We start from the raw sequence: 21,681 nt of genomic DNA, 5'->3' as shown, positions 1-21,681 counted from the left end.
CGGGGGTTTGGAAAACTCTGGAAGGCGACCCGTTTGAAGTGGGCGCCGGTGGGGTATCAGGCGCGCCAGTGGCTAAACCAATACCCAAAATAAAAGCAGGCCGGAGCCTGGACGCCATTCGCCCATGCAGCCGCAACCGAGCGCGATGCGCGGGTGGCCTGAAGGGGTGAAGGGGCGTTGAACATGGTCGGTCTCCGTTTCAATGGTCCCGAGCTTACTAGAGGGCGGTGCGCCGGTTCAATCAGAAAATGCTATGGGCGCGATGCAATCGTCCCTCCTGGCTTGAGTCCGGTGGGGTTTATGACAAACTTCGGGTTTGACGGGCTTGCCGGTGGCAGGGTTTTGACGAGGTGCTCATGAGTTTCCAATGGCGCGCGGCGACGGCCGGGGACATCGGCTTTGCCCGGCGGCTGACCTGCATCAACATGCTTGGCTATTACCTGAAACATGATCTGCTCTGGCAGGACGACGCCTTCGACCTGGCCTGGATTATCCGCCAGAACTGGATCATCCAGCGCGACGGCCAGGACGTGGGGTTTGTCAGCCTCAGCCGGGATGCGCGGGCCTTGTATATTCGTGAGTTACAGATTGGCGAGGCCTTTCGCGGCCAGGGCGCCGGGGCCTGGGCGATCAAGCAGGCCTGGGACCTGGTGGGCCAGGAGCGACGTCCGGCGCTGCGCCTGACGGTGTTCAAGGACAATCCGGCCAGGGCGTTGTACGAACGCATGGGGCTGCGGGTCGTCGGCGAGGATGAGTGTTTCCTGAGGATGGAGCGAGAAGTCGGCGCTTGACGCTTCGGCTCGTCTGTCTATAAGACTTGTTGTAATTTTTATATGCCCCTTTGCGCTAGGTCTGCCGGATGCTTTTTGCTAAGGTGTGGATCAACCCAAATAAGACCAAATCGTGAGGTGTCTGCTTGATTAGGGTGTTAGTGGTCGATGACCATGATCTCGTCCGTACGGGCATTACACGAATGCTGGCTGATATCGACGGTCTGCAGGTGGTTGGCCAGGCTGAATCCGGGGAAGAGTCCCTGATCAAGGCGCGTGAACTCAAGCCCGACGTGGTGCTGATGGACGTCAAGATGCCCGGCATCGGCGGTCTTGAGGCCACGCGCAAGCTGTTGCGCAGCCACCCGGACATCAAGGTGGTCGCGGTGACCGTCTGCGAGGAAGACCCGTTCCCCACCCGTTTGTTGCAGGCGGGCGCGGCGGGGTACCTCACCAAGGGCGCCGGGTTGAACGAGATGGTCCAGGCCATTCGTCTGGTTTTTGCCGGGCAACGCTACATCAGCCCGCAGATCGCCCAGCAGTTGGCGATCAAGTCATTCCAGCCGACCAACGATTCGCCCTTCGATGCGCTGTCCGAGCGGGAAATCCAGATAGCTCTGATGATTGTCGGTTGCCAGAAGGTGCAGATCATCTCCGACAAGCTGTGCCTGTCGCCCAAGACCGTCAACACCTACCGTTACCGGATCTTCGAGAAGCTTTCGATCAGCAGTGATGTCGAGTTGACGCTGCTTGCGGTGCGCCACGGCATGGTCGATGCCAGCGCCTGACAATGACCGAACTGTTTGATCCAAGTGCTTTCCTGTCCACCTGCAGCGGCCGCCCAGGCGTGTATCGCATGTTCGACAGCGAGGCGCGCCTGCTCTACGTCGGCAAGGCCAAGAACCTCAAGAAACGCCTGGCGAGTTACTTTCGCAAAACCGGCCTGGCGCCGAAGACCGCCGCCTTGGTGGGGCGTATCGCGCAAGTCGAAACCACCATCACCGCCAATGAAACCGAAGCGCTGCTGCTTGAACAGACGCTGATCAAGGAATGGCGGCCGCCGTATAACATCCTGCTGCGCGACGATAAATCCTACCCGTACGTGTTCCTGTCCGACGGGGCGTTTCCGCGCCTGAGCATTCATCGTGGGGCGAAGAAGGCCAAAGGCCGCTACTTCGGGCCTTACCCCAGCGCCGGGGCGATTCGTGAAAGCCTGAGCCTTTTGCAGAAGACGTTTTTCGTTCGCCAGTGTGAAGACAGCTACTACAAGAACCGCACCCGACCGTGCCTGCAGTACCAGATCAAGCGCTGCAAGGCGCCCTGCGTCGGGCTGGTCGAGCCCCAGGTCTACGCCGACGACGTGCGTCACTCGGTGATGTTCCTGGAGGGGCGCAGCAACGCGTTGACCGATGAGCTTTCGGCGGCGATGGAAGAGGCGGCGATCAACCTCGAATTCGAACGGGCCGCTGAGCTGCGCGACCAGATCGGACTGCTGCGCCGGGTACAGGACCAGCAAAGCATGGAAGGCGGCAGTGGCGACGTCGACGTGATCGCCGCGTTCACCAACCCGGGTGGCGCGTGCGTTCACTTGATCAGTGTGCGCGGTGGCCGGGTGCTCGGCAGCAAGAATTTCTTCCCCCAGGTGGGTATCGAGGAAGACGTGGCTGAGGTCATGGCCGCTTTTCTGGGGCAGTACTACGTCAGCAGCCCGGAACGCGACTTGCCTGCCGAATTGATCGTCAACGTGGTCCATGAAGACTTCGCGGCCTTGACCGAAGCCATCCAGACCCTGCGCGGTCGGGAACTGACTATCAGCCACCGCGTTCGCGGCACGCGCGCGCGCTGGCAGCAACTGGCCGTGACCAACGCCGAACAGGCCCTGGGCGCGCGCCTGGCTAACCGCCAGCACGTTGCCGCGCGCTTCGATGCCCTGGCCGAGGTCCTCAACCTGGAAGAGCCGCCGCAGCGGCTGGAGTGCTATGACATCAGCCATTCCAGCGGCGAAGCGACCGTGGCGTCCTGCGTGGTGTTCGGCCCGGAAGGCCCGATCAAATCCGATTACCGTCGCTACAACATCGAAGGCGTAACGCCGGGCGATGACTATGCGGCGATGCATCAGGCATTGATGCGGCGCTTCGGCAAGTTGAAGGACGGGGAGGGCAAGCTGCCGGACATCCTGTTGGTGGACGGTGGCAAGGGCCAGTTATCCATGGCCCGCGACGTGCTCAATGAATTGATGGTTCCCGACCTGATCCTGCTGGGTGTTGCCAAGGGCGCGACGCGCAAGGCCGGTTTCGAGACCTTGTACCTGAACGATGCGGCCCATGAATTCACCTTGAAAGGCGATTCACCGGCCCTGCACCTGATCCAGCAGATCCGTGACGAAGCCCACCGTTTCGCCATTACCGGTCACCGCGCCCGCCGTGGCAAGACCCGCCGTACCTCGACGCTGGAAGGCGTGGCGGGGGTCGGCCCGACACGGCGTCGCGACCTGTTGAAACATTTTGGTGGATTGCAGGAGCTGTCTCGTGCAAGCATCGAAGAGATAGCCAAAGCACCCGGTATCAGTAAAAAGCTCGCTGAGTCGATTTATGCAAACCTGCACAGCGAGTAGAATGCCCGTCAACCTCGCAGCCAGTTGTGCCGATGAATATCCCAAATCTGATTACCGTTCTCCGTGTCCTGCTGATCCCGATCTTCATATTGCTGTTCTATCTGCCGTATCACTGGAGCTACGCGGCCTCGGCCTCGGTCTTCGCCTTCGCCGCCGCAACGGACTGGCTTGACGGCTACCTGGCGCGACGCCTGGAGCAGAGCACGCCTTTCGGTGCTTTCCTCGATCCGGTGGCCGACAAGCTGATGGTCGCCGTGGCCCTGGTGCTGTTGGTGCAGGAACACGGCAACCTCTGGCTGACCTTGCCGGCGGCGGTGATCATCGGTCGCGAAATCGTCGTCTCGGCACTGCGCGAATGGATGGCCGAACTGGGCGCCCGCGCCCAAGTGGCCGTGTCGAACCTGGGCAAATGGAAAACCGCCGCGCAGATGCTGGCGCTGGTGATCCTGCTGGCCAACCCGTCGGACTTCAGTTTCTGGGTGCTGTTGGGCTACGCGCTGTTGCTGGTTTCGGCGGGGCTCACACTGTGGTCGATGGTCCAATACCTGCGCGCCGCGTGGCCGCATCTGCGGACCGACGTAGACCCCAAATAAACTTTTTTGAATCAAAGGGTTGACGGCGTAATCTGAATCTATAGAATGCGCCACACCAAGACGCGGGAATAGCTCAGTTGGTAGAGCACGACCTTGCCAAGGTCGGGGTCGCGAGTTCGAGTCTCGTTTCCCGCTCCAAATATTGCGCTGCAGAGTTCCACTGAATTCTGTAAGTGATTGAAATAAGGGTCTTTAGGCCCTTTTTTCGTTCCAGTGGGAACCACTGAAATCCAGCACTATCCGGTGCGTTTAAGTCCAGAATTGAGTCCAGGATTCTGACGAGCACTGAATCGGTTTAATGCTGGAGCAGATTGTGTAGCGAGATGAGCATCTGGCCCTGACTCTGTTCAGGAGCTCGCGATGGCACTCTCAGAAATGACAGTTCGGCACGCCCGAATCACCGGTAATGACTACACCCTCGGTGACAGTGATGGTCTCACGCTCAATGTGACGGCCAGAGGCGGAAAAGTCTGGCTCTTCCGTTATTACTGGGCGGGTAAGCAGAAGCGCATGTCCCTCGGTAGTTATCCCCAAATTGGGCTTAAAGAAGCCCGTACCCGTCGTGATGAAGCCCGTACCTTGGTTGCCCAAGGCATCAATCCCTATGAGCATCGCAAACAACAGCGGCTTGCTGTTCATGCTGCGAAGGAGCACACCTTCGAGGCTGTGTTCAATCAGTGGGTGGAGTTCCGCAGGCTGAGCCTGAAGGAAGGGCGTCAAAGCACGCTCTCGCAGATATTGAGAATCTTCAATAAAGACGTCCTGCCCAGCCTGGGCGGGCGGTCTATCTACGATATCAATCGTCACGATCTGCTAGATTTACTGAGCAGGATCGAACAGCGCAAGGCCTTAACGACCGCCGAAAAATGCCGGACCTGGTTCAACCAATTGTTCCGCTATGCGCTGGTGAAAATCGAGGGACTGGAACACAACCCGGCTTCAGACCTTGATGTGGTCGCACTTCCCAAACCTCCTGTTACGCACAATCCATTTCTCCGAATGGACGAGCTCCCAGGATTGATGGTTGCTCTTCGAAATTACGGTGGCGCCAGCCAAACGCGGCTTGGCCTTCGGTTGTTGCTGCTGACCGGTGTTCGCACGGGCGAGTTGCGGTTGGCGGCACCAGACCAGTTCGATCTGGAGAAGCGCTTGTGGGTCATACCGGCGGAAGTGGTGAAACAACTCCAGCTAGCGATGCGGAAGCCAGGTAAGCAGATTCAAAATGTGCCGCCGTACATTGTCCCGCTGTCGGTTCAGGCGCTGGAGATCGTGCGTCACTTGCTGGACCAGGTTGTCCCCGCACAGCGCTACTTGTTTGCGCATCGAAGCGACCTGAGCAAGCGCATCAGCGAAAACACGCTGAACGGCGCGTTACGCCGGATGGGGTACGCCGATCAACTCACGGGTCATGGGATGAGGGCGACGATCTCGACGGCGCTGAACGAGATCGGCTACCCGAAGGTGTGGGTGGATGCTCAGCTTTCTCATGCTGATCCGGATAAGGTGAGTGCGGCTTACAACCACGCGGAGTACGTCGAGCAGCGCCGGACCATGATGCAGGATTGGGCGAACCGTCTGGATCTATGGGGGCAGGGCCAGCTAAAAGCGGCAAGTTCTCCGCTGACTATTCGTTTAGAGGGGGCAGCTTCGTTACCTTCGTTGGAAAACGCGAACGCAAACGCCGTTCTGTACAACAGCGGCTCCCCCGCGACGACCGTCCCAGTCTCCACAATGTCCATCAGCAACGAACCGGTCCTTAATGCGGCTCAGCATCCACCTGTCCTACCTGTTCCAACGCAGACTGGACAGCTGCGCGAACCCCAGGTATCAGACATACAACGTCAGCGCGCCGAGATGCTCGCCACTTATGAAGCTTCGAGTAGTCTGCCGCTGCTTGTCTTCGCCAAGCTGGCAGGCAAATCCCGAGATCAGATCAACCGCGATATCAAGGCTCGGCACCTGCTGTCTCTGAGCCTTGGGAATCGCGGTCAGCGCATTCCTGATTGGCAGCTTGATCCACTGCGGCACAAGTTGGTACTTGCTGCGTTAGCGCGGTTTCCGGATGTTGATGGGTGGAGGCTTTATGGCGCCCTTTGTAAACCTCATGAGCGATTAAAAGGTCGCGCGCCAATCGATGTGCTTACTAAGGAGAATTTCGATGTAACCGCGCGGATCGTTTGCAGTGCCCTAGGCTCAAGCTGAGGTGCTGTCTCGTGCGGTGATAACGAATGTGGCTGCTTCCTTGGGGTCATCTAGCGCTACTCCTGAATGCGTGGACTATACACGTCGCCTGATGTTTCGGAGTTGGTCGGCTAGAGGATTCTATTGCGCAGGAAGACACCATTTGGCAATATCCCGTTCCCGCGTTCTCTTATCAGCTCTCCATCCCTCTCATTTGGGGGCTGTGTTTTTGAGAGGCGGGTAATCACCCGGCTTCGTGCCGGGTTTTTTATGCGTTCGGCAGATACGGCCGGCGGATAAACATGGAATTAATCTACCCCTCGTATGGGGTGCTAGGGGGCGAGTGTTCGAATCACTCCGTCCCGACCATTTAATTCAATGACTTAGCCGAACTCTAATCAGTTCGGCTTTTTCATATCTGAAAACTACTCCCACATTTACTCCCACGGATATCGTGGATCTCGGTATGCCGTCTCAGATGGCGTTCGAGAGTCTGAAGATGCGAAGACATTCATCAGTGGGTTGCCTATCTGGACATTCCGCAAGGCAAGCTTCGGGTTACGGCTGTAGGGAGCGCGGAGCTTTCTATTGCTGGTGAGGTGATCCGGACAGTCGCTCAGACTCCGGTAGAGTCATCGGATAGCACATGCTTCCCACGGCGGAGGTTCTTTTCGATGGGGGCTATCAACTTCCTGGTGATGGAAGCTCGGGCCGCGATCACACGCATTAACCTAATTGCTAGAGCTATGGATGCCGTCCTTACGTGATTGAGGTTGATGCTGAGCCCGTCGGAAAGCTTGATGAATCCCAAGCCTGTAAATACAGTCAAGGTCGTTATATCCGAAAAACATTTTGACTTGGCTCTAGGAAGGTATTTTCAGGCGGAAAAAATTCAAATGTGCCCCCAATTTTGCCCCAGTGCATCAGATTCGCGAGTGGCGATTTCCGACAGAGCCAGATGGATTCAGATGGCTTTCAGTAGTTCATAAGTGCGGGGGAGTGGCTCACGCTGCCTACCTCTCAGTCGGGAATGACCAGCGGCGTTGGATGGGGCTGTCTACAGTGCTGCGTATCTTTCAGTCCGACGCTGATTGACCTACGAACAATTGGATATTTATACAGCTGTTACGCAAACTCCGACGATTTGCACCAAAAATAGTCTCCGATCTTGTTTACCGGTCCCGTCAATCACGCTAACTTGCGGTAAAGCTGGCACAGTGCCGCTATCGGTCATCCCTGACTAGATCTCACTCGCGCGCACGGCTGCTCAGCTGGTGCCTACCCTTATTCAGGGCGGGATCATTGATCGCGCGCAGCAACCGCAAGAGGATTCTGCGGTTTAGTGTTTGTAGGAAGTGTTATGGATGGCGTGAGCTTCAAGCAGGTAGACCAGTATGCGCTGTGTTGTGTCGAGAATTTTTCTGATGAGCTTAAGCTCGCGCTGAGGGAAAACCTCACCCGTATCTGCCATGGTGCTGATCAGGCCAGCAAGGACAGGGCGATCTACAAATACTCTGCGACGATTAAGCACTTCTGGAACGAGCGCTATTCCAAGAAAACTTGGGAAACCCGGATTGGTATGCTGGGTGAGCTCCTGTCTCACGTCATCATTCTGAAGCTCTTCCCCAACTTCGATGTGGTCTCCCCGTTCTTCAATATGGAAGAGAAGAGTATCCGGAAGGGCTTCGATCTCCTCCTATACGAGACCTCAACCAACAACGTCTGGATCACCGAGGTCAAGTCGGGCGGCAGAGGGGCGGACAAGACTTCTTGCTCGGCCACAAGTGCGCAATTGCGTTTGGCTCGGGATGACCTCAAGAGGCGTTTGGCTGAGCCGGAGCTCAATCACTGGCTTAACGCGATCAATGCCGCGAAAAATGCGATCCACAACAAAGCTAATTACCGGGACTCGGTTATTGAGATCTTGGAGATGGAAGGTGATTTGGCTGAAGAAGACGGGGCGAGTGCTTCGGACAACAATGTGTTTCTGGTCTCTGCCCTGTTCAGCGAAGTGTCCCAGGCTATCGCCGAAAATACCGTGTCAAATTTCACCACCAAGCTGGTAGCTGAAGCTGTGTTCAAAACGGTGTGGGTGCTGTCCCTCCACAAAGGCACCATGGAAAAGCTGGAAGAGTTTTTGAGGCAGGAGGCGGAGCAGTAGCATGGAAGAACTGACTATCAGGAAACTGGGCAACACCAAGTTCAAGGAACTGTATTTCCAACTCCTCAAGGGAGACGAACTGGGTAACACAGAGATTGTGAAACTTTTGGCGATCGCCGTGCTGCTCCTTAACCACAAGACCCTCGAAATTCGGCGTCTCGGCTACCGCATTATCCTGTTTTACGGTAACGCTTCGGGTCAGTACCAGGCGCTGTACGATGTTGCACTCAACAGTGGTCTGCACCCTGTCTCAGCAGTAATCAGCAGCTACTTTTCCGAGGATGATCACCGCAGCGAGTCGTTCATCCGAAACATCGTGGGCAGCTACATCGATACCTTCCGTGATCAAGGCATCGTGCTGACTGAGCAACAGGATGCCCTGCGGACATTTGTTCAGTCGGAGTACCGTAAGTCGTCAGTCGTGGTTGCTCCGACCAGTTACGGTAAATCTGAGCTCATCATCCAATCGGTGAGGGAAAATCCAGGGCAGCGGATCCTGATCCTCGTGCCTTCTAAGGCTCTGCTGGCCCAGACGAAAAAACGGTTGATCTACGCGGACATTGAGGGGCTGGGCAAGGTGGTGACCCACCCCGAGATGTATTCGGTTGAGCGGAAGAACAGGGCATTTGTCCTGACCCAGGAGCGGCTCAACAGGCTCTTGAACGAGAACGCCGGGCTGAGCTTCGATATGGTCTTCGTCGACGAGGCCCACAACCTGCTGCAGAGCGACCGCAGAAGTGAGTTACTGGCTGCCATGCTGTGCATCCTGGGGGCTCGTAATCCGGAAACATCATTCAAGTTCCTGACTCCCTTCCTATGCGATGAACTCAATGTCCGTGTGCGCTTCTTGGACATGATCCCGAGCGGATTCAAGATCGACGAGTACATCAAGTCTGAGCGCTTCTACATTAAGGATTTTAGGGCAGGGAGGGGCCAGACGAAGCTCAAGCTCTACGACCATTTTCTGAATGACTGGATGGAATTCGATCGGAGGTATGCCAACTGCTTCGAGCTCATCAAAGGCGAAGCACTGTCCAAAAACATCGTTTACGGCAACAGGAAAAAAAGCATTGAGTCATTTGCGGTTGAACTGGCAGCCGTGCTGCCGCTCGTAGATTGTCCGCTGATCCAGACCGCCTGTGCCGAGCTAGAAGAGCTTTTTGACCGACGCTACAAACTGATCGGCTGCCTGCGCAAAGGGGTTATGTACCACCATGGTTCGATCCCTGACACCATCCGTCTTTACTTGGAGAACCTGTTCAGCAGCTCCAAGCAGATGAGGTTTTTGGTCTGCAACTCCACGCTTCTGGAAGGGGTGAATCTGCCGATCGAACGACTCTTCGTCTTTGATTTTTTCAAAGGGAAGCAAAAGCTGACGCCATCTCAATTCAAGAACCTGGTCGGACGCGTCAACCGGTTCAGTGAGGTCTTCGCGCCTGGAGCTAAGGCTGCGTTGAGAAAGCTGGAGTCCAGCATCTACCTGTTGGGCGTAAATGGCTACACCCGCGACAATGCAGCGCTTGAGACTTTCTACGATAAATCCGTCAACGTTTCAAAGGTGGTCAAGGACACTGTCAGCAACGTTCTGCTTGAAGCCACCAAGATTATCGATGGGAAGGTGTCGGTTCTCTACGACGACGCCGTGGCTCGTCTTGAGAATCTGCATCCTGGCGTGGTTAAAGATCGAGAGTGTCGGTACGTTACCACTCAGGTGGGCAAGCTCTTAATCGCGAACAGTGTCAGTGAAATTGACGTGTTCTCAGAGGAGGAGGCTATTGAACGGAAGATCAGGCGAGGCATCGAGGCGAACGGCGTCATCAACACCGTTGACCGGCTGATGCTTGCGATCTCCAAATCGTTCGTCGATCACTTCGACAACAGCCGAGAGTACAGCGACCTGGTGCGTCTCAAGCAAGAGCCTGCCCGGAATTTCTACGCCATGATCCTGGATTGGAAGCTGAAGAAACTCAGCGTCAAGCAGACGATCCGACAGACGCTCGCGTACTGGAAAAAGCTGGTCGAGACTAGCCATAGCGATCACGTGTTCGTGGGTAAATGGGGGGATACCAAATATCGCGACAGCAAGTACGAGAACTGGGTAAGGATCTCCCAGAAGGATGACGGCGAGCGTATTAACCTGGCAATCGTCCGTCTCAAGGACGAGGACGATTTCTTCGACAACAAGATCTTCAAGTTCGTCGAGGTGCTGAATGGGGTAGGCGCCCTGGATCCAGGGTTCTACAAACTCATCAAATACGGCACTGCGGATGACACCAAGATCAAGCTCATCCGCGATGGTTACAGCCATGGCCTGGCGGATCTGATGCTCGAACGGTATCCCGAAACTGTGCGTGCGACGCTCGGCGGCGAGATCGAAGTGAGCCCTCGCCTAGTCAACATGATGATCACCAACGAGGAAAGCGATCTGCTGATTTTTGAAGCCAAGATGAACCTCAAACCCATCTGATTGAAGATTTTGGAAGCGCCTGCGAGTTTGATCAGGATAGCGTAGTGAGTCGGGTACAGCGATGAGTCGAGATTCATCCCGACATTGGTCGAGGCTAGCCGTCAGTGCTCCTTAGTGATCGGCACGGCTGAGTGCACGAGCTTCGTCAATTGAAGCCTTTGGGATCTCTCAGGAACTCTTCGGCGATGTGCAGTGCGCTGATGTGCTGTGCATGGACGATGGGATTGCCGCATGAGCAATCTGTGGTCTGCGCTTCCCGTGTCCACACTCCGCTTGCCTGCCTCCGATATGTCCAGCCCGTGATGAAGCCGGCGCCGCTCAGTCGGAGCCCTGGGTGATTGACGGTGAGTTCACAAACCTCAAATAGGTCGGGCCCGCGAGGTATGACGCCGACGCCCTTCTGGTAGAGCGTCAGGTGATCTAGGGTTGGATGCTTGATCAACGTGTCTGCTTCGAATGCTACCGTGCCATTCTCGTTGATTAGCTTCTCGATTTCAGGGAAGCGAAGGGGCTTGCTCGGGTCGGCTGAGCCATAGAGCACCATGTCCGGGATTTCGACGAAGATTCCACTGTGAGGGTTACCATCAATCGAATCCTGGGTATCCAGAATCCTTGCACCACGATAGAACGCCGTTTTCGCACCTGCGATTTTCACTAAGCTTGGATGGTACTCCGGAAGCTCCAGTGCTCGCTTGAACGCAGGCAGATTTTTGAGGCTTGCTTCAAACTTGATCTCCTCCCACGGCAAGCCCAGCAGTGATCTTAAGATCGGATCGTCTGCGGGAGAGGGGAAGAGCGTGTTCGTGTCGGTTAAGCCACGGGCAGCGGCATACGCCTGCAGAACGTCGCTCGGGACAGTGATTTGTGCGAGATAGCAATTCTGTGGAATCGGATTGTGCAGAGGGCCAAGAAGCCAAGCTGACTGAGCCACGGTGCGCGGCCTGTAGCCCTCAACCGTCAACGTAGCCAAGTTGACTAGGCCTACATGATTGGCGGCCTGCTTACTGAGCACATACAGATGGCCAGTGCCGATCACAGGTGCATAGCGGGCCATGCGCTTTCTGACCATCACCGCCACCTCGTCACAGTCCTCGCACAGCTCCAGCGTGGTTGCTTCACTGTATTTGTGGCTGGCGAACCATGCAGCCACGGCTGCACTTGAAGTGCAATCGACGTAAAACGAACGCCACCCGTAGTGCTGAAGGAGGGCCTGCTGGTAGGCAAAGTCTGATCGGTGCTGGGCGATGTAGGCATCCAACACGCCTTGGGAGTAGCGACACCACTTGAGCATTTCGCTCGGTATGCACCCCTTCCTGTCGAAGGACGTTCCTATGGAGGGGGCTCCCACCTCACCGTAATGGGAGATCTGGCCACGAAACAAAATATCCTCACCGAAGGTCCCAAGGAGCTGGTTTAACTCGTCGACGCTATTCGCTGCATATTGCTTCAAAGCTGCCTCCCTCACCGATAGCGTATGGCATTGTTTTTTACCAGTGCTTTGTAGTTTCGTCGCAAAAAGTTGCGTAAGTGCGGACTGTCTCCTGAAACACTTCGACAGTACTCATATCGGCACGATGATTCGGCTGCGGGCAACGCACACGTTGTCTTTCACCGCATAGCATTCCACGTAATGGTCGCCTTGGAAGGTTGAGTGCTCGGTGATTTGATGGTGGCCGCTGTCGATACGGATTTCCCCGCGAATCATGTTCCGCTCGATGGCCTCCGGGCCGAGATTCTTCACCTTCCAGTAGATTTTATAAGGTGGCGGCACATCGATCTCGGCTACCCAAAATGTCAGCTCACGCTGTTTCGGGATCCGGTAGGTCATAACGCGTGACATGAGGTTGCGAAGTCGGTCACCCTCATTTTTGACCGAGCAATCGATACGAAGGGTGTACTGGATGTCGAGGCTGAATTTTCGGCCAATGAACTGCTCGCCATTTTTGACGCGATTTTCCGCTATCGCCTGCTTCTTTTCCTGCTCGACATACTCTGGGAAATGTTCGCCAAAGACAGTGCTCCACCGCTCATGGGCAACCTCAGCATCGTCCAGAGCCTCCTGTAAACGCCTCAGGGCCTTCTTGGCTTTGGGGTGGAAGTTACCTGACTTCGTGACGATCGAGCCGCTTCCAGGCGCACGCCATTGCTCCTTGTCCTCGTCGATATCCACCAGGTATGCGAAGAAATCCCGAGTCATTTCGCCGTAGGCGGAATAGGAGTTGGCGTCGTAGTCTGCGGTGTTCTTGAGGAACTGGTAGCAGAGAGTGTCGATCATCATCCCTTTAAGCGGCACGCCGTGGTCGTTCTTCCAGGCCCGCACCATTTTGCATAGGCGCTTGAGGTTATGGTTTTTGGCCTGGTTCAGCGCGTTAATCTCATCGATTTCAGCGACCGGGTTGCAGGTTTCCCAGTTGCCCCCGTCATTCGCATCCGGATAAGTGTAGCTATCATCCTCATGCTCGAACGCAGGTAGCACCTCGACCACGTAATCCGTGAAGTTGATCGACACTACCTGCTGCTGAGCCCTGACCTCATGATTAGGAAAGCGCTCCTTCAGGGCTAGGCGTATCTCTCCGAGTAACGCCGACTGTTTGTTATTTTCGTAACGCTGGAAGCGATCGTAGACCGACCATGGCAGCACGAACGCCATGTCCAGATCGCTTACGCCGTGGACGGCGGTATGGCGACCGTACGAGCCGACCTGGCGGCAGTGGAGGATGTCTGAGGCACTGTCGTAGTATTTTCCGTTCAGTTTCTCGGTGATCTGCCGGTAGCTTTTGGAGATCTCGTCGGCGTTCTTGACGGCCAGGTTTCTTCGAAATTGCTCAAAAAGCTCTTTACTCATGGGTGCAAGCGTCCTTTAGGGAGAGCAGAAGATCTGGATGCGCGGCAAGCCATGACCCGCCGGCATAAGCGATCAGAACCACCACAATTAGCGCGTAAACGGAAAACGGGATCTTGTCCCTGAAAAACGAAAACTCACGGTGCTCAGCGATCCAGTCGACCTGTTGATCCCAGAAGAATTTCTTGTGAGCAAGCCAGCCTGAGAACAGGATGTGCTTTCTCTGACAGGCTGAGCGGAAATCGGTGGTGATTTGATCCAGTTCGGCTTGATCGGCGGAGGTGAACTGGTGATTGGATTTGCACCGGGCAGACATGATCTTCAGCTGATCCAGCAACTGCGTCAGCTTGTTCCCAGCCTGGAAATACTGCTCTTTGGTATCGCCGTAATAGGTGATGTAGAGGCTGCAGATGCCGATCACCGTAATGAGCGCCGAGATGTGTTTTGCCGCCAAGAAATCGATGTAGAGCGCTAGCACGCCAATCACCAGGGAGATCAGGCCGATCCAGCCTGGAGCTTTCTCCACAATGTCGTAGGTGGAGAAGTGAAGTTTGGCGGAGTACCCGACGTCATAGGCCTTCTCGGCGATCAACTTCAGCGCAACCTGCTCATCCATATCCATATAGCTTACCTGCAGAGAGTCTCATCAGTCGCCTGCTACCGCTGAGAGAGGTATATAGATGGCCCTGACGTCGCATGTTGCGCTGGGCGTGGTAATTCGGCGTTCCAGCGCAAGGCGATCCGTCAGATGCCGGGGTGGATTTTAGTCATGTTATGTCATGTAATGGCCACTATATTTATCTTCGAGCACCAAATCTGAGAAGGAGCTTGCTTTGGTCGATGCTACGGTTGTTGAGCGCGTTCTCTGTGTAGTAGATAGATGCCTGAAGGCCCAGTTTCCCGATGACTACTACAAACGATGTTTGTATGCATCTTTTGGTGTGCACAGTCTCTTGCAGTCGCTGGGACATAGCCCTGAGGTGCTGGGGGGTACATTTTCAGCCTTTGTGGTTTCGCAGGATCAGCGAAGGGGCTTCGTTCACGGGTATGCATCTGAGTCCGGCGAGCATTCTCATTATTGGGTGGAACTCGATGGCTCGATTATCGACTTGGGTACGTACTACCTACCTGCGGGTGCAGGTTTCTTAGCGTGCGAAATGCCGGCAGTATTTTGGGATACAGCGTACGCTTTTCCGAAAGGACTGACCTATGCACCCGAAGCCAGCTATGCATCGTCGGAGGTAGCCCAGCTCGCACCGCATATCATCGAAAAGATGGAGCCGTTCCTTGCGGCCTGTCACGCCCGAATGGGGAGGCCTTTGGTTAAGCCGAAAATTGGGAAGTGGCTCGTGATCTCGCCTTCATCCATCCGGAGGGCCGCTCGCAAAGGCGATCTATGGGCACGAGGTGTGATTCGGTATGAATCTCTGCCAGAAGAACGCCTATCCATCTGAGACTTGTTTTTTCCACCCAGCTCGGTTGATGGTGAGAGCAAAACAGGAGACTCAATGGATCGCTAAAGGTGAGCTCTTCTGTAGCCATACCGTCATCAAATACAAAGTCATTTGTGTTTGACAATTCCTTCGGTGCGAATGCGCGCTTTTGGCTGTGAGCTTGGCACGAGCCTAGCTCACCAATGATTTTCCGTGGGAAGCCAGCATCGAACCAGGCGTTGCGAGACTTCAGGACTGCGTGGACAAACATCCTTACTAGTGATCATCTGCGGGTTCAGGGATGAGATAGAAAGGGGGCGAAGAGAGACGGAGCCCCCCTGGCCGACCCTGTGTCAAACCGGGGCACGCTGTCATAATTTCACCGCGTCGGTGTAGGCTGTAGTGTGCGGTCTCTCAAACTGCAACGGCGTCACAGTATTGTGGCCGGCCATGAGTTCGGCAGTCCTAATACTCGCGGTGCAGAATGTCGTAGGATCCAATAGATTTCTATGGAAATCTAAGCATTTACGATTTTAAGAAAAGGATTATCGGCCGGCACAATATTGAACAACAACGCCGGGGTCTCGAGCAAATAACCTTTAAGATTTGCTTTCTTCCGAGGACCTTCGACATGACAGATCCAGATGTTCAAGCCATCGTCTCGTTTCCTGTGGACCTTCAGTTTTTCGAACTGCTTCTGCACCCAACGCCATTCTTCAATCTCTTGATCGAAATCCTGTGAGATACCAGGAAACTCCTGCACATAGCGTTGGAAGAGACCTGGTGTGACCAATAGCACGCTGCCGCTCACCGTGTGGATTTTAGCCTTGCTGTCGTTGATGATCAGCTTGTGGCTCTGGATGCCTTCCTTGACCCATTTCAGGAATGCCCGACCGGGGTTGTCCGAAGGGGAGCTTCGGATTTCAAGAGCTCTTTCGGGTGGTGATTCAGGAGTCTCGGGTTCTGCCAATTCGAACATATTCAGCAACGTTCCGAGGTAATCGGCATCCATCGCTAGTGAATCTTCCAGCGATTGGTTTTGATGTGATCCTGTTCCGCCTGCCTTGGGCACTGGTGGTGATACCGGAGCGTCAGTCGGGTGGTCATCGACTACCATGGTCACTGTTCCGCTGAAAATTTTGGGCCGGTCTTCGTTTCCCCAAATCAGTGCGGGTTGAAGGCGCAGAAAGGTGAAACTCTGCTGCCAGGTTCCCTGTGTCACAAGCGCAGTCCAGATGGCTTTGCCTTCCGGCGTGGACTCAACCAATCCATGTGACTGCAGCTCGTCAAACACCGCGAGGTTGGACGAGGGAATGCCCTCAATCGATTGCGACAGCAAATAGGCTCGCAGCTTGTCTGTGACTGTCTTACTGACCAGCCAAAGTGCGTCTTGGGTCAACCATCCTGCGGCACCTGGCTGGTTGAGTTTCAGCTCGTGCTGAACCAGATGACGCAGTCCGCTGATCAAGTGATGTTGCAGCGAATGAATCGGTGCTTGCAGTGCCTTGCTCGGGTTACCACCGATGTTCTGTGCGGTGGAAACACGGTCTGCCTGCATCACCAACTCACCGATCACGCCGGCACGTTCATACTGGCCCGCTAGGACGTACAGGAGGTTGGCCCAGAGCGATGGAAATCCACTGAGCCAATCGAGGATTGAGCAGTCGAGAATCTGGGTGTAGAGCAAGCCTGCGGCCGCGCCATGCAGGTGGTAATCGCGACCCTTGGGGTAGCGGAAACGATAAGGCTGATCCAGGGATCCCTGCCAAGGATGCCAGACACGGCCATCCTGGCGTTCGACCAGCAGATCCACGGCGATCTTGCCGATGTCATGCAGCAACGCGCCATAGGCGATGCCAGCGGACCACGCGTCGGTCTGGGCGGCTTGGTCTTCGGGTGCGGCGCCGGTGGGAAGCAGATACGACTGACGCAATTTCAAACTACAAGCGACCAGCTCCAACCCATGGTCGAGCATGCCGCCAAGATAGGCATGGTGGTGCGTCTCGCTGGCTGGAAGCTGCTGGACCAGCTCGGCGTAGCGATGGATCGGATTTAAATAGAGCTGGCTGAATTGCGGATGGGAGAGGGCGGTGTACTGCCAAATGCGATCAAGCAACTGGCGGCGATGCTCGGCTGCTAACAAGCTCTGGGACGATTCGATGGGCTGGTACCCATCGGCGACGTTTACGATTGGTGGTGGAGGAGGCTTTTGCCTTTTGTGCCGAAACAGACTGAACATCATGGTCCTCCCGGGAACTGGCAGAGTCAGTGGCCTTTTAGCCTTTTCGGATAGGGCTCTTACCCTTGAATCCCCATTCCCCTTCCAACCCTTGCCTATCCTTTTGGCGCGCTTCCGTTTGTGCGGCAATAGGAATATCGATTAATGCTGGTGCCGTTTTTTGCTGAGTACGCGTGCTGGCGCGAAAAAGGAAAGTGTCGGTACACTGCGGTGCGAATTTTATTGGGTCTTGCCATGAACCTCACTGACGCCACGCTCATACTGCTGCTCGCGGCACGTATCCATGGAACAGACAAAGCCGTCAGGGCCTCGGCGAAGAGCGTGGTCAAGAAGCTTCCGCGCAGCAAACGCGATCTGATCTACAAGGTGATCGATAGCCGAAATTCGCTCGATCTGGTGGATTATCTGGCGGAAAATCTGGATACATAACGGCGTACTGTGGTTAGGGAGTTATCTCCCGTTCTTTGCGTCACCCCCCACGCTGTGGGGATTTTTTTGGGCACAGAAAAAAGGGCCCAACTCGTGTTGGACCCTGTGAAGCGTTTGCAGCAGTGAGGTAACAATCAAGCACTATTGTTCATGCATCGCGTGCGATCCATTCCCGACTGCTTCCGTTGCTGCTCCAGGTTGAGCACATACTCCGAAGCGCATCGGGCCTGGCCACTGGCGCGGAAGATCGCGCGGTTGTCGGACTTCAGCAGGCCGAGCCAGGAGTCGATGTAGCCTTCGTGCCGAAGCTCTCCCTGTATACCGGCGTAGGCACATAAAAAAGCGGCACTCATTTCGGCGATCAACTCTTCAAATGCATAGTCTGGCGAGCCGAATGGGCAAGGTGTGGTCACACCTTCACGCTGCAAGCGAGTGTGGTGTCCGGTCCAGTGCGTCAGCTCGTGAAGCGCGGTTGCGTAGTACCCACCCTGATCGTGAAATTGCGCTTTTGTCGGCAGTTGGATGAGATCCCTGAGCGGGTGGTAAAAGGCTTCGTCGGCAAATCGATGAATGATATTTGCGCCCGAACTTAGCAGCAGATTTTCTGCAGCGCTGTTGGGGAAGAAGGGATCGCTCGGTTCCGTCGCAAGCACTGTTTCGTTGAGCGTTTCGAGTCCTTCCGTTTGCTCGATGTTGAACAGAAAATGCGTTCTGAGAATGCCAAAGTGAGCGACCTTGGGCTGACCGTTCTCATCAAGTACGGGTTGGCCTGACTCGGTCTGTTCCTCGCGCTCCATCGGTTTGTAGAGCACTGCCAGGGTGCTGTGCTCACCCTTACGGATGTGCCCCCGGCTTTTTTGGCTTGGTTGAAGGTTAGCCAACGATCTTGAGTGAACCCCTGCAATCGGGCCTCGGCCCAGAGCAACGGTAAATTGATGCCCGAATAGGGGCGCTGCGTGATGGCGTTGATGGGATAGGGCTGGTGATGAGCGGCGTCAGTTGAGCCATTTGAGGACCAGGGTTTGATCCAGGGCGCTACGCCTTGGTCTAACGCGGTAACGATCTTGTCTGTCACGTCTTGGTAGATATTGCGCATGGCATTTCCCTCGAAAAACCGGAGGAACGCCTTGCCCGTCGGGGAGGGTTCCCCGGTGGGTGTTGATTGGATTGGTGCAGGACTGCGTATAGCCTGAGTTGGATCAGTGGCCGGGTATGGCCGTTTGCGTTTAGCGTTGCTGCTCTTCCGCAAGCGCTATCAGTAAGGCGTTAGGTTGGTCTGATGCCTGAAGTAGGCTGAGGCTCAGTCGCAGCAATGGTTTATGTTCTGCATCACTCACTGAGCCGAACTTAGCTATCTCGAACACCACGTAGGGTGCGTTTGGATCGGCTAGGTGAGCTTTGAAGGCTGCGCGTACCACGTTGCTCAGCCTATCGAGCTGCAGCTTTTCAGGATGACTTGAACCATCGAGCAATACTGCGTGTTGCCATGCGTCTGGAGTGAACACAACGGGCAAGCGCAGAGTGTTCAGTGCTTCGCTTGTGAGTGAGTCGGACATGGTGTGCCTCCGTTGATAGCGCGAAGAAACCTGTCCCATAGGAGAAAGAATTCCTCGCGGTGGGTTGAAGAAAAACAAGATTGGGTAGGACGAGCCGCGCTCGAAAGACGCTCGGGAGAGCAGTAGACGTTCATCACCGTGTAGCGTGACCGTGCGAGCCACCGAACGCTAATCGCACTTGGGAGGAACCATCACCGGAGTGACGTAGCTTTGAAGGCTCTGGCTACCTGGGAAGGTGCTGTCGATAACAGCGATCCGTACCCTCTATGTAGCTGGATGATATGGATGGGTCAACGGCCATAGAGGCGCTGGTGCACGAGCTGCGTCTTCTGTCTTCCAGTGAAGAGTTTTCGGCTAGGTAAACTGATAAACGGTCAGGCATGGGCGGTTTTCGGTAGTAGGCTATTACTCCTCTCTCAACCATGAAAACGCTCAGAAGAGGGCGAGACCATGCCGACTCAAAACCGTGTTGAGGTTTCCCGCGTCCACCACTGGGCATATACCTGTGGCATATCGATAAAACGCGGGTATCGCAAGTTGAAAGCATTTGAGTCCCGCACGGCTGAGCGTGCGGTGACGGCAGGTATGCCCGCAGGCAAGCTGCTTGTTCGCGGGAGTTTTTTAATCTTCAAGTTGGCAGTTGCTGCAGGACTGCTTCTAGTTAGCTTATGGCTCACAGTGTCGGTGATAATCCTTATCGCCTTGTGTTGGGCCATCGCGAATGGAACACCTATCAAACCTAAGGATGCTCTCCGTTACAAAGCATATGGCGATCCATATGGTGAGTATGAGTATGGTCGCGCACCCGGTCAGCCTGATTTAAAAGACCTTTAGTCGAGCTCTTCACTCCCTACTTTAAGGCCTTTCCAGCAGACATCAGAGCTCCAGTGCCCCTTGCACCAGCGTCCTGCGCTTGAGCTGCTCCTTTGCTAAGCATGCCGTCGGCGATTGAGCCAACGCTATATCCTGCCCAGCTCATTGCAGCCAAAAACAACATCGGAAGCACGACGAACATTGCCCCCATCACATACTCAATCACCTGTGCCGTGACGGTCCCATCCATGAAGCCAGATGTGGGCAGCGACAAGAGCACCTGATTGGAGGCCGACACTTGGTTGTACAAAGTGTCGAGCATGCTGGAGTCGACCCAGCGGGCCAACTCCCACCAGAACGTCAGCATATGCAGCGTGAACAGCGCGAACGTCACCGTCATGACGGTCTTTAGCTGGTAGGTACTGACCAGCAGGATCAGCGGCAAGCTGATGATGACGCCCATGATTAGGAAAGCCTGCACCATCGGCAGAGCGGCGCGTAGCGCGTTCATCGCCGGGAAGTTGCTGAAGGAACCGAGGGCTAGCCCAGTGTTGGTGGCCAGGTTATTAAGCCCCTGATTGATCGACCCACCGCGAGCACTGGAGCCGTAGTCCTGGTACACCTGTCCGGGCGACATGGACATCGATTGTTGGCGTGGGCTGACCAGTTCGCGCAGGGTGGCATCCTCGATCTCGTTGCTTGAGCGACCAGTCAACCAGCCTTTCAGCTGAGTCAGCAGCCAAGGATCGACTTGCTCGATCAAGCGCTCTCGCAACCCGACTCCGCTGTCCCCCCACCACTGTTTGCAAGTGGGGTAGCCCGCGCCATTTTCCAGCCGTGGCAAGGAAATATCGCGGGTTTCATCGTAGGGCCAACTGACTCGCGGTGTCCTCGAGCGATCGGTGTCGTAGTAGCCTGGTGTGTCGAGAAAATAGCGTGAGCCGATCCAGGACGCATCATGACTTTGTGCCTTGTCCAACTGAGGACGGTTGGTGAACAGCCGAGAACGGGAATAGCCGTAGCAGTCGCGAGTGAAGTCGGCGACCTCCTGTAGCAGTACCTGATTATCGATGCGAGAACTGTCGATCTCCATGCGTATCTGCCGGATATCCGGTGCGCAGGGGATGGAGGCGATGGCCGCAGCGGTCACTCCTTTGCTCAAGGCGTGCACCAGGAACCACCAGATTGGCACGTTGGCAGAGCGTTCGCCGATGGTGTTGAAGGTGGTGCCCCAAGCGGTTTCCGCTGGCTTGGCCACACTGATGCCGCAGCGCTGGCTCGCTGCATCATCGAACGCCATTGAAGAGAGGTTTAACGGAAAGACCGGCGCGCAGCCGAACAATACGATGATGTAGGCCAACCAAAGCCGGTTCTCGATCCTCGGTACCGAGAGCAATCCCTTGTTGCCTTCATCCGCGCCTTGCTGGCGGGCAGACAACCACTCTTGCAAGATGATCGCGCCGAAGGGTGCGGCGAACAATCCAGTATCGGATAGGATGTTCCAGATACCGTTGTTGATGATCCAGGCCAGCAGGGAAAGGTAAAACTCCAGGTAGCTGTTAGTGCTCATGAGCATGGTGGTG

16 protein-coding genes, 1 tRNA gene and 1 pseudogene are annotated in these 21,681 nt (G+C 55.5%); 11 read left to right on the top strand and 7 right to left on the bottom strand.

The features are described 5' to 3' along the window. Nucleotides 1–356 precede the first annotated feature (356 nt). The 8 genes from KI241_RS16865 (at nucleotide 357) to KI241_RS16830 (ending at nucleotide 10,786) form a co-directional block, all read left to right on the top strand. Complete coding sequence (locus KI241_RS16865; protein WP_042731332.1) at nucleotides 357–791, top strand: GNAT family N-acetyltransferase; 435 nt, start codon at nucleotides 357–359, stop codon at nucleotides 789–791. A gap of 125 nt (nucleotides 792–916) precedes the next feature. Beyond that, nucleotides 917–1,558 (top strand): UvrY/SirA/GacA family response regulator transcription factor, encoded by a 642-nt coding sequence (gene uvrY / locus KI241_RS16860; RefSeq protein WP_003200277.1) that lies wholly within the window; start codon nucleotides 917–919, stop codon nucleotides 1,556–1,558. A gap of 2 nt (nucleotides 1,559–1,560) precedes the next feature. Further along, the gene (gene uvrC, locus KI241_RS16855) at nucleotides 1,561–3,384 is read left to right on the top strand and encodes an excinuclease ABC subunit UvrC (protein ID WP_123579857.1); all 1,824 of its coding nucleotides are present in this window, start codon (nucleotides 1,561–1,563) and stop codon (nucleotides 3,382–3,384) included. Nucleotides 3,385–3,416: 32 nt separating this feature from the next. Beyond that, nucleotides 3,417–3,977: a CDP-diacylglycerol--glycerol-3-phosphate 3-phosphatidyltransferase gene (pgsA, locus tag KI241_RS16850; RefSeq protein WP_042727903.1), complete on the top strand. Its 561-nt coding sequence runs from the start codon at nucleotides 3,417–3,419 to the stop codon at nucleotides 3,975–3,977. Nucleotides 3,978–4,039: 62 nt separating this feature from the next. Continuing rightward, a tRNA-Gly gene (locus tag KI241_RS16845) sits at nucleotides 4,040–4,115 on the top strand. Between the two features lie 222 nt (nucleotides 4,116–4,337). Next, nucleotides 4,338–6,179, top strand: a complete 1,842-nt coding sequence (locus tag KI241_RS16840; RefSeq protein WP_212802767.1) for an integrase arm-type DNA-binding domain-containing protein — start codon at nucleotides 4,338–4,340, stop codon at nucleotides 6,177–6,179. Nucleotides 6,180–7,518: 1,339 nt separating this feature from the next. Then, complete coding sequence (locus tag KI241_RS16835; protein ID WP_048392770.1) at nucleotides 7,519–8,319, top strand: hypothetical protein; 801 nt, start codon at nucleotides 7,519–7,521, stop codon at nucleotides 8,317–8,319. 1 nt (nucleotide 8,320) lies between these two features. Further along, on the top strand, nucleotides 8,321–10,786 hold the full coding sequence (locus tag KI241_RS16830) for a DEAD/DEAH box helicase (RefSeq protein ID WP_212802766.1): 2,466 nt from the start codon (nucleotides 8,321–8,323) through the stop codon (nucleotides 10,784–10,786). Between the two features lie 145 nt (nucleotides 10,787–10,931). On the opposite strand, the gene KI241_RS16825 is transcribed toward KI241_RS16830, so the two are convergent. The 3 genes from KI241_RS16825 to KI241_RS16815 form a co-directional block, all read right to left on the bottom strand. Further along, nucleotides 10,932–12,236, bottom strand: coding sequence for an FRG domain-containing protein (locus KI241_RS16825; protein ID WP_212802765.1), 1,305 nt, complete (start codon nucleotides 12,234–12,236; stop codon nucleotides 10,932–10,934). Between the two features lie 111 nt (nucleotides 12,237–12,347). Continuing rightward, nucleotides 12,348–13,631: a nucleotidyltransferase gene (locus KI241_RS16820; RefSeq protein ID WP_048392776.1), complete on the bottom strand. Its 1,284-nt coding sequence runs from the start codon at nucleotides 13,629–13,631 to the stop codon at nucleotides 12,348–12,350. Beyond that, nucleotides 13,624–14,250 carry an SLATT domain-containing protein gene (locus tag KI241_RS16815; RefSeq protein WP_244868229.1) on the bottom strand — a complete coding sequence of 209 codons (627 nt, stop codon included), beginning with the start codon at nucleotides 14,248–14,250 and terminating at the stop codon, nucleotides 13,624–13,626. Before KI241_RS16815 ends, KI241_RS16820 begins: the two co-directional genes overlap by 8 nt. A gap of 211 nt (nucleotides 14,251–14,461) precedes the next feature. Between KI241_RS16815 and KI241_RS16810 the strand changes: the two genes are divergently transcribed. Continuing rightward, nucleotides 14,462–15,082 carry a hypothetical protein gene (locus KI241_RS16810; RefSeq protein WP_212802764.1) on the top strand — a complete coding sequence of 207 codons (621 nt, stop codon included), beginning with the start codon at nucleotides 14,462–14,464 and terminating at the stop codon, nucleotides 15,080–15,082. Between the two features lie 496 nt (nucleotides 15,083–15,578). On the opposite strand, the gene mobH is transcribed toward KI241_RS16810, so the two are convergent. Continuing rightward, the gene (gene mobH / locus KI241_RS16805) at nucleotides 15,579–17,300 is read right to left on the bottom strand and encodes a MobH family relaxase (RefSeq protein ID WP_212803884.1); all 1,722 of its coding nucleotides are present in this window, start codon (nucleotides 17,298–17,300) and stop codon (nucleotides 15,579–15,581) included. Between the two features lie 234 nt (nucleotides 17,301–17,534). Between mobH and KI241_RS16800 the strand changes: the two genes are divergently transcribed. Next, entirely contained in the window at nucleotides 17,535–17,729 is a 195-nt protein-coding gene (locus KI241_RS16800) for a hypothetical protein (RefSeq protein ID WP_212803883.1), read from the top strand. A gap of 134 nt (nucleotides 17,730–17,863) precedes the next feature. Here the strand turns inward: KI241_RS16800 and KI241_RS16795 are convergent. Both KI241_RS16795 and KI241_RS16790 read right to left on the bottom strand, forming a co-directional pair. Then, nucleotides 17,864–18,825 (bottom strand): annotated as a pseudogene (locus KI241_RS16795) (zincin-like metallopeptidase domain-containing protein). Nucleotides 18,826–18,955: 130 nt separating this feature from the next. Further along, nucleotides 18,956–19,285, bottom strand: a complete 330-nt coding sequence (locus KI241_RS16790) for a hypothetical protein (RefSeq protein ID WP_212802763.1) — start codon at nucleotides 19,283–19,285, stop codon at nucleotides 18,956–18,958. A 450-nt stretch (nucleotides 19,286–19,735) separates the two neighbouring features. Between KI241_RS16790 and KI241_RS16785 the strand changes: the two genes are divergently transcribed. After that, the gene (locus KI241_RS16785; protein WP_212802762.1) at nucleotides 19,736–20,119 is read left to right on the top strand and encodes a DUF3742 family protein; all 384 of its coding nucleotides are present in this window, start codon (nucleotides 19,736–19,738) and stop codon (nucleotides 20,117–20,119) included. A gap of 16 nt (nucleotides 20,120–20,135) precedes the next feature. Here KI241_RS16785 and KI241_RS16780 read toward each other — a convergent pair whose 3' ends face one another. Next, on the bottom strand, nucleotides 20,136–21,674 hold the full coding sequence (locus KI241_RS16780) for a conjugal transfer protein TraG N-terminal domain-containing protein (protein WP_212802761.1): 1,539 nt from the start codon (nucleotides 21,672–21,674) through the stop codon (nucleotides 20,136–20,138). Between the last annotated feature and the right edge of the window lie 7 nt (nucleotides 21,675–21,681).

This window comes from Pseudomonas sp. Cab53 (genome assembly GCF_018325965.1).
GTDB lineage: Bacteria > Pseudomonadota > Gammaproteobacteria > Pseudomonadales > Pseudomonadaceae > Aquipseudomonas > Aquipseudomonas chlororaphis_E.
The sequence above is the reverse complement of the archived record's forward strand: the minus strand, read 5'-3'. Positions and strand labels throughout refer to the sequence as shown.

Excerpts from the sequence above, each read along its gene's own strand:
- KI241_RS16865 (WP_042731332.1), top strand. The coding sequence starts at position 357 with ATGAGTTTCCAATGGCGCGCGGCGACGGCCGGGGACATCGGCTTTGCC.
- uvrC (WP_123579857.1), top strand. The coding sequence starts at position 1,561 with ATGACCGAACTGTTTGATCCAAGTGCTTTCCTGTCCACCTGCAGCGGC.
- pgsA (WP_042727903.1), top strand. The coding sequence starts at position 3,417 with ATGAATATCCCAAATCTGATTACCGTTCTCCGTGTCCTGCTGATCCCG.
- KI241_RS16840 (WP_212802767.1), top strand. The coding sequence starts at position 4,338 with ATGGCACTCTCAGAAATGACAGTTCGGCACGCCCGAATCACCGGTAAT.
- KI241_RS16835 (WP_048392770.1), top strand. The coding sequence starts at position 7,519 with ATGGATGGCGTGAGCTTCAAGCAGGTAGACCAGTATGCGCTGTGTTGT.
- KI241_RS16830 (WP_212802766.1), top strand. The coding sequence starts at position 8,321 with ATGGAAGAACTGACTATCAGGAAACTGGGCAACACCAAGTTCAAGGAA.
- KI241_RS16820 (WP_048392776.1), bottom strand. The coding sequence starts at position 13,631 with ATGAGTAAAGAGCTTTTTGAGCAATTTCGAAGAAACCTGGCCGTCAAG.
- KI241_RS16815 (WP_244868229.1), bottom strand. The coding sequence starts at position 14,250 with ATGGATATGGATGAGCAGGTTGCGCTGAAGTTGATCGCCGAGAAGGCC.
- mobH (WP_212803884.1), bottom strand. The coding sequence starts at position 17,300 with ATGTTCAGTCTGTTTCGGCACAAAAGGCAAAAGCCTCCTCCACCACCA.
- KI241_RS16800 (WP_212803883.1), top strand. The coding sequence starts at position 17,535 with ATGAACCTCACTGACGCCACGCTCATACTGCTGCTCGCGGCACGTATC.
- KI241_RS16790 (WP_212802763.1), bottom strand. The coding sequence starts at position 19,285 with ATGTCCGACTCACTCACAAGCGAAGCACTGAACACTCTGCGCTTGCCC.
- KI241_RS16785 (WP_212802762.1), top strand. The coding sequence starts at position 19,736 with ATGCCGACTCAAAACCGTGTTGAGGTTTCCCGCGTCCACCACTGGGCA.
- KI241_RS16780 (WP_212802761.1), bottom strand. The coding sequence starts at position 21,674 with ATGCTCATGAGCACTAACAGCTACCTGGAGTTTTACCTTTCCCTGCTG.